This is a genomic window from Streptomyces sp. NPDC006435, assembly GCF_040612315.1.
GTDB lineage: Bacteria > Actinomycetota > Actinomycetes > Streptomycetales > Streptomycetaceae > Streptomyces.
This window is the reverse complement of sequence record NZ_JBEXPY010000015.1, coordinates 20,610-34,987: the sequence shown is the minus strand read 5'-3', so window position 1 is coordinate 34,987 and position 14,378 is coordinate 20,610. Positions and strand designations below refer to the sequence as shown.

At 68.2% G+C, this 14,378-nt stretch carries 9 protein-coding genes; 4 read left to right on the top strand and 5 right to left on the bottom strand.

Annotation, left to right across the window (positions count from 1 at the left end; genetic code table 11):
- Nucleotides 1-33 precede the first annotated feature (33 nt).
- Nucleotides 34-3,087: a DUF3962 domain-containing protein gene (locus ABZZ04_RS17045; RefSeq protein ID WP_356933006.1), complete on the top strand. Its 3,054-nt coding sequence runs from the start codon at nucleotides 34-36 to the stop codon at nucleotides 3,085-3,087.
- 191 nt (nucleotides 3,088-3,278) lie between these two features.
- On the opposite strand, the gene ABZZ04_RS17040 is transcribed toward ABZZ04_RS17045, so the two are convergent.
- Nucleotides 3,279-3,479: a hypothetical protein gene (locus ABZZ04_RS17040; RefSeq protein WP_356933005.1), complete on the bottom strand. Its 201-nt coding sequence runs from the start codon at nucleotides 3,477-3,479 to the stop codon at nucleotides 3,279-3,281.
- 343 nt (nucleotides 3,480-3,822) lie between these two features.
- Between ABZZ04_RS17040 and ABZZ04_RS17035 the strand changes: the two genes are divergently transcribed.
- Nucleotides 3,823-6,462 (top strand): NB-ARC domain-containing protein, encoded by a 2,640-nt coding sequence (locus ABZZ04_RS17035; protein WP_356933004.1) that lies wholly within the window; start codon nucleotides 3,823-3,825, stop codon nucleotides 6,460-6,462.
- Nucleotides 6,463-7,258: 796 nt separating this feature from the next.
- On the opposite strand, the gene ABZZ04_RS17030 is transcribed toward ABZZ04_RS17035, so the two are convergent.
- Nucleotides 7,259-8,746 (bottom strand): MFS transporter, encoded by a 1,488-nt coding sequence (locus tag ABZZ04_RS17030; protein ID WP_356933003.1) that lies wholly within the window; start codon nucleotides 8,744-8,746, stop codon nucleotides 7,259-7,261.
- A gap of 70 nt (nucleotides 8,747-8,816) precedes the next feature.
- Here ABZZ04_RS17030 and ABZZ04_RS17025 point away from each other — a divergent pair, with 70 nt between their 5' ends.
- Entirely contained in the window at nucleotides 8,817-9,830 is a 1,014-nt protein-coding gene (locus ABZZ04_RS17025) for a YafY family protein (protein ID WP_356933002.1), read from the top strand.
- A 418-nt stretch (nucleotides 9,831-10,248) separates the two neighbouring features.
- On the opposite strand, the gene ABZZ04_RS17020 is transcribed toward ABZZ04_RS17025, so the two are convergent.
- The 3 genes from ABZZ04_RS17020 to ABZZ04_RS17010 all read right to left on the bottom strand — a co-directional run bounded on the left by ABZZ04_RS17020 (nucleotide 10,249) and on the right by ABZZ04_RS17010 (nucleotide 13,597).
- The gene (locus ABZZ04_RS17020) at nucleotides 10,249-12,210 is read right to left on the bottom strand and encodes a DUF4157 domain-containing protein (protein ID WP_356933001.1); all 1,962 of its coding nucleotides are present in this window, start codon (nucleotides 12,208-12,210) and stop codon (nucleotides 10,249-10,251) included.
- Nucleotides 12,211-12,566: 356 nt separating this feature from the next.
- Complete coding sequence (locus tag ABZZ04_RS17015) at nucleotides 12,567-12,773, bottom strand: DUF397 domain-containing protein (protein ID WP_356933096.1); 207 nt, start codon at nucleotides 12,771-12,773, stop codon at nucleotides 12,567-12,569.
- Entirely contained in the window at nucleotides 12,773-13,597 is an 825-nt protein-coding gene (locus ABZZ04_RS17010; protein WP_356933095.1) for a helix-turn-helix transcriptional regulator, read from the bottom strand. The genes ABZZ04_RS17015 and ABZZ04_RS17010 overlap by 1 nt, the downstream gene beginning before the upstream one ends.
- 193 nt (nucleotides 13,598-13,790) lie before the next feature.
- Between ABZZ04_RS17010 and ABZZ04_RS17005 the strand changes: the two genes are divergently transcribed.
- Nucleotides 13,791-14,279 carry an ATP-binding protein gene (locus ABZZ04_RS17005; RefSeq protein WP_356933000.1) on the top strand — a complete coding sequence of 163 codons (489 nt, stop codon included), beginning with the start codon at nucleotides 13,791-13,793 and terminating at the stop codon, nucleotides 14,277-14,279.
- Nucleotides 14,280-14,378: the final 99 nt, after the last annotated feature.

Below are 14,378 nucleotides of genomic sequence, written 5' to 3'. Positions count from 1 at the left end.
CCCCCATCACACAGCCCCCGAGGGAGTATCGCCGTGTACCGAGAGATCCGCCGATCCGCCTACCACCTCGCCGACCCTGCCGCACCGTGGACCCAGGACTACCGAGCCCTGCGCTTCCCCGAACACTGGCAGAGCCCACTTCTGGCGCTTTACAACCACGGTCGCCCCGAGGCCGAGTGGCAGCGGACCCTGCCCACCAAGAGCCTGGACACCGCACTGCAGACACTCGCTCCCGAAGTGATCGTGCGGCCGCGGGCCCGCCCTCCCGTCGGTGAGGGACCTCTGCCACCCGAGGACTTCTGGATGTACGTGCCCGCGGACGCGCCCGCCCCTCTCCCCGGCCGGGCGGGCGGTCAGGTATTCAACGCCTGGCTGCGCATGCTGATGCCCCGGCGAACCGAGCCCACCCCGGAGCTGCGTGCCCTCCTCCTGCGATGCGGCGACGAGCTGGCGGGCACCCCGTTGAACTGGGAGAGCGTGCCGGGGGTGGACCTTCTCGGCGCGCACCTCACCGACGGCGGGACGGCCGCACCGGAGCCCCGGCAGTTCCAACTCGCCGCCGACGCGCTCGCCCGCCGCGTCCTGGGTCTCGACCCCTATCCCTTCGACGGGGGCGAACTGCACTTCCAGGCGCTGCCCCGAGGCCCCCGGGACCAAGGCGCGGAGCTCATGTCGCAACCTCTGTGCCGCACCATCAAACGCAAGGAGTGGTGGTTCTCGATCACGCTCAACATCTCGCTGCACACCACCCCCTTCGACCCGCGGCCGCGGCTGCATCTGCACTGGGGGGTACGCCGCTGGGCCACCCACACGAGGTCCGACACCGGGCGGCTGCCGCTGCCGTACGGCCAGTCCACCACGGTGTATCTGCGGCCCAAGATTCCCTGGCTGCCGGGGGTGCCCGCGACCAAACGCGGCGCGCTGGCCCGGCTGCGGCGCGACCGTGCCTCCAACGGATTCACCTGGGTCGAGAACGACCCGGCCGGCATCCTGCACCAGCTCAGCGTCGTCGGACAGTTCCCCGCTCCCGACCACCTGCTCGCAAGCCCGGAAGACTGGATCGGCGACGGCCCCGGTGTCCGGGCCGCCGTCGTCCACAGCAACCACATGGGCGCGCATGAGGTCGGCCCGGGGCTCATGCCCCATCAGAGGTCCCAGCTCACCGCTTGGGCGGAGACGGCGCTGCCGCCGGGCGTGGTCCGGCTGCCCGATCTGGTGCGCGGACGCGGAAAGGGGATCGGAGCCCCGGCCAATCGGCGTGCCAAGCCGTTGGGCGAGCCGGCGAAGAAGGCCGAGGAATCGCGCGCGGCGCTGGCCCGGCGCCGCGCCATCGCGGTGCTCGGGGACCGTGCCGGGCTCACGTCCGATCCGGAAGCCGAGCAGACGTATGTGACGGCCCGGCTGCTCTGGCGGACCGCGGAACTGCGCCGCCACGCGGTCCGGGAGTTCGCCAGGACGCTGGGCCTCGACGGCGACGGCGGAGCGCACGATCTGTCGGAACAGGCCTTCGACGACGCCCGTCCAGGCCGGCCCGTGACGCTCGAATGGCAGAGCCCGGAACTCGTGGTGCGGCTGCGCTGCCTGCCGCTCACCGACGGGCTCGCGGACGGGCTCGTTCTCGACCCGGCCATCGGACGCCGGGGAGAGCGAGCGGCCCGCGCTCTGACCGTTCGCCGCCGGGAGCTGAGCGGCTGGCTGCGCGCGGACGGCGCCGACCCGAGCCGTCCCGGCCTCGCCCTGGTCGAGATCGGCCACCGGACGACCTTCCGCGAGGCGGACACCGACCCCAAGTTCGCCCAGCGCCTCGGGTGCGCCGACGCGGGAGTGTTGACCCAGTTCGTCGTCACGCCCTCCGGAGAACGGCGGATCGCCAACGCGGACACCGTCGAACACCGGGCTCACCAGGCCTGGCTGGACGGCTTCCGCCAGCTCGGCGTACGTGTCCTGCCGGAACACACCCTGGGCGGCGACCTGCCGGACGGTCTTCAGTACGCCGCCCTCTGGATGGTCAAGCGGCGTAAGGACGGACCTACCCGGCTGCCGAGGCATCTGCCGGTCGCCGTGCTCGTCACTCCGCTTGCCGAGGGTGGTGGACTCTGCGTCGTCCGTGGATGGGACGACGACACCCGCACCTGGATTCCCTATCCGCATTTCCTGCTCGGGCTGGTGAAGAAAGCCGAGATCGACCCGTCCGCCCCGGACGAGCCCGGCGCCGATGGCGCGCCGCGTATCACCGTGAAGGCACGGCGGACCAATCTGTCAGAGCAGCGCAAGGACACCGCGCGCTTCCTCCAGCGCATGCTGCACTCGCTCCGCCATCACCCGACCGTTCTCATCACCCATGCGCAGAACAGCAGGTCGCACTGGCCTTGGCTGCAGGACGGGCAGATCGAACCTGACGCGATCAGGGTCGGTCACGCTCCACCGGGAGGCATCGACGACGAACTCCGCCTGGTCCGGGTACGCGGGCGAGCCGGCCATGAGACGGCTCAGTGGTGGGGCCTGGCGGAGCCGGGCAAGGCCCATGGCCAGCCGGCGGGGTTCTGGGCGGTACCTCCAAGGGGCGAGGAATGCGGTGACATCGCTGCGCGGGTGTTCTACAGCAGCACGGAACGTCCCGGAACCTTCGCGGTCTCACCGGCACTCGACAGGCTTGCCGCCCGGGTCAACGCCGCGGGAAAGCTCACCTCCCAGGCGGGCACCGGAGCCTGGAACCCGACGCTGGTCGAGATCGCCGTGCTCGGCTGCCATACGGAGCGGGACGTGGAGCTGCCGTCATCTTCCGCGCCCGACGAACCCGAGGCCATCGCTCTCGCGACGCACCAACTGCGCATGGCTCCCGATTATCCGGTCGCTCTCTCTCTTCCGCTTCCCCTGCACCTCGCCGGACTGGCTCAGGCGTACGTCCTTCCCACCGTCGCGGCGGAAGAACCGGGAGCGGAGGCGACAGACGGGGAGATCGCGCCGGAGCGTTCCGACGAGGGGATCGAGAGCCTTCCCGACGACCGAAAGCCGCCCCCGGATGCTGCTGGCGTGCCGATTCCGGCCCCGCGTCGCGAGGCGCCGGACCGGTCGGCTCACCTCTGATTTGGGGGATTCGGATGGATTCGGGGAAGGGCTCCAGGAGGGCCGCCGCCCGGGTGAGCGGCGGCGTATCCGTTGCATCGGCCGGAGGCGGGCCGGGGCTCTCTCACCAGGGCCCGCCTCCGACGGTGTCGCTCAAGCCTGCCTTCGGCCCGGTTCCGGCGTCACGGCCCCCGGGCCTTGGCAGGCCTGTTCTACTCGAATTCGGAGAACAGCGCTGATTCGCGGGCGAGTTCAGCAGCCGGACGGACGGGCTTCCATACGCGGCCGTGCCACGTGGCGGAGGCCGCACCGGAGGTCAGACGGGCGTCGTGCCGCCGGGTGGAGTTCGTCCCGTTGACGCAGCGCCTCGGGGCGGGCCGGCTGGTACGGCGTTCGATGTGGTTTCGGGGCATGAGCTTCTCCTGGCCTTGAGTTCCTTGTTCGACTACTGGGTCGGATTCGATCGCAATCGAAGATCAATTCGAGTTCATCGAATGAATGATCCAGTGATTCCCGTTCCATCGGACTAGTCGGATCGGGGTGCTCGAAGATTGCCAGGCCGATCCCGTCGCGGCCAAGTGGCAAGCGTTAGGTGAACGTTAAATGCCGCTCGACGAGATGTGCCATGCTTCTCCTCGGGTGCTTGCGGATCCGCCGCGAACGGGAAGAGGGTGAGGCGTCATGGAGCTTCGATTACTGGGTCCGGTGACAGTCCTCAGGGCGGGCCGAGCCGTTGGGGTGAGGTCGCGAAAGGCCTTGGAGCTGCTGGTCGTTCTCCTTGTCTCGCCCGGCCTTCGCGCGTCCCACGACGAGATCATGCATTACCTGTGGCCCCAGGAGCCGTTGAGCCCGAATCGAATTCGGCAGACTTTTCACCAGCTTCGGAAGTCTGTGCCGGAAATTTGCTCCGAGAGCAACGAGAGGGGGTTTTGTGGAGTTCACGTCAAGCCGGAAGAGGTTGATTACCTGCGCTTCCGTGGATTACTGCGGACGGCGGACTCCACACGCGACTCCTCGGTGCGGCTCGATTCACTTCGCGACGCGACAGGGGAGTGGCGCGGGATTCTCTTCGATGGGGTGCAGGGGGTCGCTTTCGATCGGAGACGCCATGAACTGATGGGGGAGCTCCGGGAGGCCACGACCGCCTGCGTCCAGGCGGAACTGGAGTGCGCTCAGCTGCGGGCCGCCCTCGACCGGGTCGACTCTGCCCTGGTGCACTGGCCGACGAGTGAGGCATTGCTTGAACTCAAGGTGCGCGCACTGCGTATGCTCGGCAGAGAGGTCGAGATTCCGCCGCTTTTGGCAGAGTGGGAGCGGGAATGCGGCCGCTCCACCGCGCACCTGCTGCTCGCGGGCGCGACAGGTGAATACGACCAGGGGACTGTCGTCTCCCTCCGCGCCATGACTCCGCCGAGGCCCCGTCAGCTTCCGCTCGGGTCGGTCTCCCTGGTGGGGCGCCGCCGGCAGCGCGATCGGATGACCGAGGTTCTTCTGGGGCGATCCCCGGAGCGGTCCCGGCTGGTCGCCCTGTCGGGACTGCCCGGCGTCGGGAAGTCCGCGCTCGCTGTCGAGGTCGCGGTGGCGCTCGACCAGTACTTCGCCGACGGCATCCTGCACGTTGATCTCGGAGGGGTCGCTCCTGAGGGCCTTCTGAGCCACGAGCACGTCATCGCCCGGCTTTTGAACGATCTCGGCGTGCGCCCGGCCACGCCGACGCCGGACGGCATGCTGTCCGCGTACCGCACCGCGCTCGCGGACCGTTCGGTCCTTTTGATCCTGGACAACGCGTGGGACGAGGCGCACGTCCGCCGACTGCTCCCCCCGGCCGGGGCCAGCGCGACGATCGTCACCGGCCGCCGCCACCTGGACGGGCTGGAGATCCGGGAGCACGCTGAACTCATCGCTCTCGAACCACTGAATCGTGCAGACGCCGCCGCACTCCTTGGCAAGCGGCTCGGAGAGGACCGCATGCGTACAGCCGCTCCCTTCGTGCCCGACATCGTGGAACATTGTTCCGGGCTTCCGCTGGCGCTCGGAATCATGGCCGCGCGCATCAAGCGGCGGCCATGGGCATTGCCGGACATTGTGCGCGAACTGCGAGTGGAAAGCACTCGGCTGCACTCACTCGACCTGGGCTCCGAGGATCTGAGCGTACGTCTGTCGCTCGACGCTTCCCGCCGGCAGCTCTCCGTGCCGGCGGCAAGACTGCTCGAGCGGCTGGCGATTCATCCGGGGCCGACGATCAGCTGGGCGGCACTGCGGGCGATCGAGCCCGAGGACAGTTCTTACGTCAGTAATGCGGTTGACGAGCTTCTGGGGATGAGCCTGGCGCTCGAACCCTCGATCGAGCGGTACGCCTTGCATGATCTGGTCCGGGTCTACGCCGAGGCGCTGACCCGCGAGTGGGCCGAAGCCGAGCGTATTCGCGTAGTGAAGCGAGTGCTGCATTACCTGTTGCACCAGGCGTGGGCCTGCGACCGGCGGCTGGAGCCCGGGCGGCGGTTGCCGATCGGCCAGCCCGGCACACTCGTAGTCATGGACCCGGCCGACACGACGGCGGCGATGAGGTGGTTCGAGGCGGAGTACTCGACGCTGACCGCCGCCGTCGGACTGGCCCAGCGGCACGGACTCGACCGCTACACATGGTTGTTGTCGATGACCCTGGTCACCTTCCAGTGGCGGTCCGATCGTCATCTGGACGCGCTCGCCGGTCTCCATCGCGCTCTTCCTGCGGCGACACGGGAGTCTGCCCCGGCCGACGTGGCCATGGTGCGCCGGATGCTCGCCGGGACCCACCGAGCCCTGGGCAACGTCGAAGCTGCCGTGCGGGAACTGAACGGTGCGGTGCGGATCAGTGACGACGACGGAGACACGCTGGGAGCCGCCCTGGGGCGCCACACCCTCGGGGTTCTGCTCCAGGAGAGTGGTGCCCCCGGGGAGGCACTGGATCACTTCGGTGCGGCCCTGCCTGCCTTCGAAGAACTCCAGGACGTTCTTGGACAGGCGGCTGTACTGAGCGGCATCGGGAGCGCGCGATACGACCTCGGACAGTACGAGGAGGCGGCCGAGTGCTGCTTGCAGGCCCTGTCCCTGCTGACAGACACAGGCGATGTCAACGGGCAGGCGCACGCGCACTTCAGTCTGGGCCGCATCCGGATGGCGCGGGAAGATCCCGAAGCCGCTGTCGTCGAGTTGGTGCGTGCCCGCGTGCTGTACCGGTCGCTGACCTATGGCAGCAGGGAGGCCCGGACGCTGGTGTGGCTCGCGAAGGCGCTCAAGGCTGCGGGAAGGACGGCCGAGTCGGCTGAGGCGATGGGGCAGGCCGCGGCTGTACTGAGAAGGGCGGGGGAGAGGGACCTCGACACGGCCCTCGACCGGCTTGCCCGCCTTCCGTGACAGGTTTGATTGGCATCCGGCATCCGGCATCCGGCATCCGGCGAACGGGCGGAGCCTGAGCCGGGGCAAGAGGGGCCGGCTCGCGCACTCCGGTCACTTGTGCGGTGTGATCGAGCCGCACAATTTCCGCCTTCATCCGCTCGGCCTCACCCCGGCCGACCCACTCTGCGGTACGGCGCCGCGTCACGGGCCGGAACGCGGTATCCCCGGCCCGGACCAGTGCCGGTCCGCCTTCTGGCGTCAGTGCCGTCAGCTCTTCGAACTGGATGTTCGCCCCCATTCGCGGCCGGAGGTCACAGGGCAACCTCTCACGAATCACCCATGTACCCGGTCAACGTTATCGAGGACGACGAGACAGAGTGCAGCCCGAGGTCGGTGAGCGGGAAAGCCGGCTTACGCTTATCGCTTGAGTCATTGCCTTGTGCGGCTTCGCTGTGGTGATGTTGGCCCTCTGGTTCGGGGGCGGTACGGCAGACGCCCGTGACGCTTATTTGACGCTCCAGGCCCGGGACGACACCAGCGCAGTGGGCGGGAACCCGCCTGACCTGCGCTTTCTTTGATGGCTTGTAGTCGCACGTGTTTCCGATGACGCACCATGTGGAGTGCGTGGCGATTCTGGAGCCGGTCAAGTAGGGGCTCCTACCTGCGGTTTTGCGCTGTCGCATCTGCGTCACCGCGTCGGGGAGCTCCAGGGTGTGCCCATGGGGCGGGGTTTCCGGTGATCGGGCAGTGGCGCCAACTCGGCCCCATGGCAAGGGGCATTGAGTGCCCGGATCGCGGAGAAGACTCAGTGCCCTCAGCGCACCGGCTGTTTCGCCGTGCCGGTCTCTTCGCTCCCTTCCCGGTCCGTGTCCGGCGTGGTCGGAGTCGGACCGGGAAGCGCCTGGACGAGGAGTGTGACGACGAGGGGAAACGTCACGATGGCTGCGATGCCGAGGCAGAACGCCCTGGGGTAGTTGTCCGGGGCCGGCGGGTTTCCGAGCGTGCCGAAGAAGACCAGGCCGACGAGTGAGACGCCGAGTGCCGCGCCGCCCTCCATCGCGGTGGACAGTACGCCGGAGGCCGAGGAGGCGTGTTTCGGGTCGACGTCCGCCATGGTTGCGGCGGGCAGTGGTGCGGCGACCAGGCCCATGCCGAAACCGGCCACCAGCAGTCCGGGAGCAACCCAGCCTGCCGTGCCGTTCGTGCCGAGCTGAGGGACGATCACGCCGACCGTCCCGTATCCGGCGGCCACCAGCCCGGCGCCCAGGGCGATGACCTGGTTCCCGATGCGCGCGGCGATCCTTCCCGCGAGGAAGGACGAGCCGAAGAAGCCGGCGCTCATCGTGGTGAAGAGCAGGCCGGACGCCAAGGGGGTCCAGCCGCGGCCCTCCTGCATGTAGATCGCGAACAGCAGGAAGAAGGAACCCATCGACATGAAGTAGACGAAGTACGCGGTGACGCCGATGGTGAATCCCCGTGAACGGAACAGCCCCGGGTCGATCAGGGGTGCCCCGCACCTTGCGGCCAGTCGCCGCTGGTGGGTGATGAACAGGGCGATCAGTGGCACGGCCACGACCAGCGACACCCGTGCCCACAGCGGCCAGCCCTGCTCCCTGCCCTCCAGCAGCGGCAGCACCACCGCGACGAGACCCGCCGTGGCCAAAGCGGCGCCCACCAGGTCGAGTTCGGTGTCGGCCCCGGTGCGGATGTCGGGCACGGACCGCGGCGTCAGGGCCAGGATCACCAGACCGACCGGGATGTTGACCAGGAAGACGCTCCGCCAGCCGAGCCCGGCGACATCGAGAGCGATCAGCACGCCGCCGATGAGTTGCCCGCACAGTCCGGACAGCCCCAGCATCAGTCCGTAGGCGCCGAAGGCACGGCCCCGCGCCTCACCGGTGTAGACGTGGCTCACGACGGCGAGCACCTGCGGGGCCAGCATCGCCGAGGAGAGCCCCTGGACGATGCGGGCGACGATCAGGAACCCGATGTCCGGCGCGAGACCGCACGCCGCCGACGAGGCGGTGAAGAGCGCGAGGCCGGCCAGGAACATCCGGCGGGGGCCGAAGATGTCGCCCATCCGCCCACCGGTGATGAGCCCCACGCACAGGGCCGCGCCGTAACCCACCATGACGAGTTGCGCCCCGGACGCGTCGGCGCCCAGGTCGCTCTGGATCGAGGGGATGGCCACATTGGCGATGAAGAAGTCCAGGAATGCGATGAACCCGCCGATCAGAACGATGGCCAGGGGCGCCCAGGACGGGCGATCGGCTGCGCGTCCGGCGGTCTGCGCACTGGGCATGGTGTGGCCTCTCGTCCTTCGTCGGATGAACGGGGCGAGGCTAGGGCCGGATCACTGACACCTGCTGTCAGTGATCCGGGTATTGTTTTTTTCCGTGCGAGCGAGCCGGTTGGTGAGTGCCCTGTTGCTCCTGCAGACACGCGGCCGGATGACCGCGAGGGAGTTGGCGGACGCCCTGGAGGTGTCGGTACGCACCGTCTACCGGGACATGGAGTCGCTCGGGGCCTCCGGTATCCCGCTGTACGGCGAATCCGGACCGGACGGCGGGTACCGGCTGATGGAGGGGCACCGGACCCGGCTCACCGGGCTCACCACGGACGAGGCCGGTGCCCTTTTCCTGACCGGGCTGCCCGACGCGGCGGCCGATCTCGGCCTCGGTGCCGTGGCGGCGGAGGCACGGCTGAAGCTCTCCGCGGCACTGTCGCCCGAGCTGCGCGAGCGTGCCGAACAGTCCCGGCAACGGATCCACGTCGACATCCCCGGCTGGTACCAGGACTCCGACGAGACCCCTCGGCTGGCCGGGGCGGTGAGCGCGGTGTGGGGCCGGCAGCGCGTGCGGATCCGGTATGAACGCTGGGCCACCCCGCACGAGGTGAGCAGGACCGTCGACCCCTACGGAGTGGTCCTCAAAGCCGGTCGCTGGTACCTGGTGGCCGGTTCCGCGCGCGGTGTGCGGACCTACCGGGTGTCCCGGATCAACGAACTGGAGCCCCTGGCCGAGACGTTCACCCGGCCTGCCGGATTCGACCTGGCGGCCCACTGGCACGAGTACCTGGCTACCTTCGACACGCGCCGTTTCCTGGACGAGGCGGTGCTGCGCCTGTCGGCCGAGGCGTTCGCGGGCATCGGGCAGGCGCTCGAACCGGCGGCGGCGCGGGCCGCCGCGGAGTCGGCGGAACGCGACGCGGACGGTTGGATCCGGGTGGTCGTCCCCATCGAGTCCGTCGAACGGGCGCTTCCCGCACTGCTGTCGTTGGGCGCGGGGGCGGAGGTGGTGGGGCCGCCGCCGCTGCGGGAGAAGATGCGACGCACGCTGGCCGAAATGCTTGCCCGGTACGAGGACGGACTTCCGGCGAAGGAGTGAGGAAATTTTGCCCCACCACCGGCCCCTGCTGCCTGAACGGGCGGGATTTTTTTCGGTGGCCCGTCGTGGAGCGGCATCTTCTTTCCAGTTCCTTCTCCAATGGTGAGCCGGCCGTCGACAGGCCCCCGGAGTTCGGGAACCACCTCTCGCGGGTGCTCGACGCCCGCAGGGCAGTGGACGCCACGAGGGCGCGGAATCCAGAGGATCTGGAGCGTTCACCCGGCCTCGCCCGTCTCTGCGTGTGACTCGGCACGGGAACCTGAGAGCCGAGGCGCGTCCCCGTCCCCGCCCCGGGCACCCCTGCCCTCCGCCGGTTCGCCGGAGGGCGCTCAGGAGTCACGGGGCGGGATGGCGCGGTACGGCCGCTCCAGGCCTTCTGACGGACGGGCGTCCTGCCGCCGAAAATTCGATGCGAAGGTCATTCCTCAGCCCTGGAGAGCTGGTCGCGGGCGCGAGTGAAGGCGTCGAGCAGAACTTTCCTGCTCTCGAACGCCATCTTTGAAATCTCTTTCAGGATTTTATGGTCCTTGAGGTCCTTGAGCAGAGTTTTGTCTTTTTTGATTTCATCCAAGATGTATTTCTTTACGGTGTCTTCGCTGAAATCCTCGCCGAGGATTTTCGGATCGTGCACGCCCGCGTACACGATCTTGCCGATCGAAGCGGCCATGCCCGCCGGAAGACCGTAAGCATCTTCGATACGGTCCTGCCATGTGATCTGATTGGAGTGGCTCTGCGAGAGTTCGGAGAGCTGTTCGAGTACTTCCTTGGTGACGGGTTTCTTGGTGCTGTACAGTCCCGTCCCGACTTTCCTTCCGATTCGCTCCATATCGGTGGTGATCGCGTACCGGGAGTCGAATCCCTCTCTCACCTCCTCGGTTCCGCGATTGGAGATCTCGTTCCGTGCGCTCTTCACCAGGGCCGCCCCTTCCTGGCTGCCCTGTTCGAAGGAGATGCCGTCCTCCAACTCGTCCAGTTCATCGTGAACCTTCACGAAGGTGTTCGGCTCGGGGTAGTAGACGGAGCTCGGTTTCTGTCGGGCCATGGCGTCCCGGATGGCAAGGTCCACCTGGGCGGCGTTCCAGAACATGAGGTCCCGTTCGAATTCCTCCGGCTTCTTGGGTTTCTTGACCTTCTTGACCTTCTTGGCGGACTTGGTGCTCTTTTCCTCTTTCTCTTCGGGGGTTGAATTGGGGTCGAGGCCCGTGTAGCCACCACTGAATATGTCCATCGGGTCGGTGCCGCCCAAAGGTCCGCCCTGGCTGCTGGCGGAGGAGAAGAGCGGCCCGGCCTGGGTCTTGAACGATTGGGTATCGGAATCGCTGGTGTGCACGTAGACGTGTTTTCTGCCGGATTTCCTCAGTCCAATGATCAGCCGCTTCACCGCCTCGTCGCGCATGATCCTTTCTCTGATGCTGCCATAAGGGATTATGTTCTGCTCCTTTTTGTTGCCCTCGTTTGCCACGGGGTTGCTCCAGGAGAACCCGATGACTTCTACCTTGAACGCGTCCTTCTTCCATACTCCTTCGAATTCTTTAATTTTTTCCCTGAGTAATTTTTCTTTCCCGCTTTCTCCTTCCCAGCAGTTCACCCCGATCACCAGGGCGAACCTGCTTTCGATCCCGGTGGCGTCTTCGGGGAATCCTGTTCTGTACCTCTCGGCTATTTTGGCGAGGTTCAGATCGGATCTGAGCAGGGCAGGGGTGAGCGATATTATTCCCGGGACGTCGTCCTCGGCGGCGGGTTCTCCGAATTCGCCGGCCGCGACGCGCCCGTAGACGCTGCTGGTCGACATCTGGTTGTTCTTCGTCCGCTGCACGTTCCTCGGCCCCACCGCCGGGGCGGGGCGCGACGGTCGGCCCTTTCCCGTTGGTCGGGCCGAGGCGGTCGGTGCGGGGGCGGGGCGCATGGCCCTTGTGGCGTTGGCCTCCGCTTCGCGTTCGTACCGGTCGGTGGGGCTGGAGACCCTGAGCCCCGCGCCGTTGTCGGTGCCGGCCACGGGGCCGGTGCGTTGTTGGATGACATGGGTGAGCTCGTGGGCGAGGGTGTGTTCGTCGGCGCCGCCGTCGCCGATGACGACGTGGTGGCCGGAGGTGTAGGCGCGGGCACCGACCTCGGCGGCCGAGGCCCTGGCGGCGGTGTCGTCATGGACGCGGACGTCGGAGAAATCCGCGCCGAGTCTGTCCTCCATGTCGATACGGGTGGCCTCGTCCAAGGGGCGTCCGGGCGAACGCAATACGTCATGGACGGTGGAACGCTGCACCACCTCGGATTGCGCATGCCCGTGGTCGACACCGTGCCCGTGCTGCTCCGCGGACAGCTGCCCGGCCCGCCGCAGCATCTGCACCACGGCGTCGTTCCCGACAGTCGCCTGCAGGTCCATGAGGCTCCCCGGAACCGTCTCCGGTTCGGCGGGCTGCTGGGGCGCTCGTCTCGTATCGGTGCCGGTCGTCCTCGTCCTGTCGCGATCGTGCACGCGTTCCCCAACCCGGTGACGGAATTCGACTTTCCCTGGATACCGGGCGGGCGATGCTCGCACCAGAGACGTCGGGGCAGCTCCGAGGGGCCGAGCGGCTACCTCGGCATGTCCTCTCCGCGCGGGTCGCGACGCCGATGCGGGCCGGGGCGCCGAAGCGCCACGGCCCTCGACGACCGCCACGGCGCTACAGCGCTACGGCGATGCCCCGCACCCGGTACGGAACCGGGCGCGGGGCATCGGCGGTGCGGTGCGGCAGTGTGTCAGTGCTGATCGGCGGCGTACGAAACGAAGGCGGCCCATTGCCGGGGGCCGAAGGCGAGTTGGGGGCCCCGGGTGTGCTTCGAGTCGCGTACGTGGACGGTGCCGGGGGCGGAAGCGACCTCCACGCACGCCGGGCCGTCGTTCGTGCTGTAGCTGCTCTTGAACCAGTTCAGCACGGGACTGTTCCCTGTCGGGGGGTTGGTCATCATGTCTCTCCCAGCGCTTTCTCGATGTAGGCCAGCGACTCACGGGGTGTGAGGGCCTGGGCCCGGATGATGCCGTGGCGGATCTCGTGGATCTGGACTTCCCCGGGGTGGGAGATCAGCCGACTGGTGAGCTGAACCTCGTTGTGTCCCACGGTGTCCCCGCCCTTGAGCCGGAGCAACTGAAATGACCCCGCGAGACCGGCGTGGTCCTCGCGATCCGTGGGCATCACCTGGATCTCCACGTTCCGCCGATGGCCGACCTCCAACAGGTGTTCGAGCTGCTTCCGCATCACCATTCTGCCCCCGATCGGGCGTCGCAACGTCACCTCTTCCTGGATGAAAGCGAAGACGGGGGCGGGCTGCCGGTCGAAGATCCCCTGACGCGCCAGTCGTGCGGCGACGAGCCGTTCCACCTCCTCCTCGGAGAACGCCGGACGTCGCATCTCGTACAGGGCTCTTGCGTAGTCGGGTGTCTGGAGCAGGCCGTGGACGACGGAGTCGTCGTAGGTGCAGACCTCGACCGCTTTCGCCTCCAGCTTCGCCAGATCTCTTACCTTCTTCGGGAACCTGGCCTCCTCCGCCTCCTTCCTCAGCCCGACGATCAACCCACCGGCCTCCAGCACCTCGTCGGCCTTCTCCAGGAACGTCGCGCTCGGTGCGCGCCGTCCCCGTTCCACCGAGGAGACCTGCTCCTCGCTGTAACCGATGGCCGCGCCCAAATCGGCCTGGGTGAGCCCTTTTCGTTCGCGGCACGTCTTCACGACCCGGCCGACCGTCCGCAGTACGGCCGCCGACTCCTCGTCGTCGCCGTCGTACGGCTCCATCCCGTCACCGCCGCCCTGCGTTCCCTGCCCCGTCACACCCACGTTCGCGCACCTCCACGTCCGTTCCGTCCGTGCCCAACTGCTCGTCGGCGCCCCGCGTAACGCCGCACCGCCCGGACAGCACCCGGACAGTGACGTCGCGCACCGACGTCGTCACTGGTCGGCGTAGAGGTGGCCGACCACGCTGAGTGACATGAATCGTGATATCGGCCACTCGGCGGCGCCGCACTCGGCACTTCGTCCGGAGGGCTTCCAACTCCCCGCCCCCACCGGCCACTTCGTCATCCGGCTCTCGGCCACCCCGCGCGGCGCCCGTCTCGCCCGGCGTCTCGCGGCCGAGGAGGTCCACCGCTGGGGCCGGCCGTACGACAGTGACGCCAACCGGACGGTGACGCTGCTCGTGGCCGAACTCGCCACGAACGCGGTGCGGCACGGCCGGGTGCGGGGGCGTGACTTCCGGCTGCGGCTCACCCTCGGCCCCGACGGGACCTCGCTCCGCATCGAGGTGACGGACGCGAGGCCCGAGCGCCGTCCGCCTTCCCCCGGCGCGATTCCGCCGCCGTCCGCCGACCTCGACACCGGCCGGGGACTCCTCCTCGTCGAAGCCCTGTCCACCCGCTGGGGAACCACCGGCGGCGACCCGTGCACCAAGACCGTCTGGTGCGAGGTCGCCCTGTACTGACCGTCACTCGATCGGCACGGCGGAATCACGGTCGGTAGGGTGGGGAGGTCGGGAAGGGCGGAACGATCCGGAACGACTCGGAACGATCCGGGACGACGC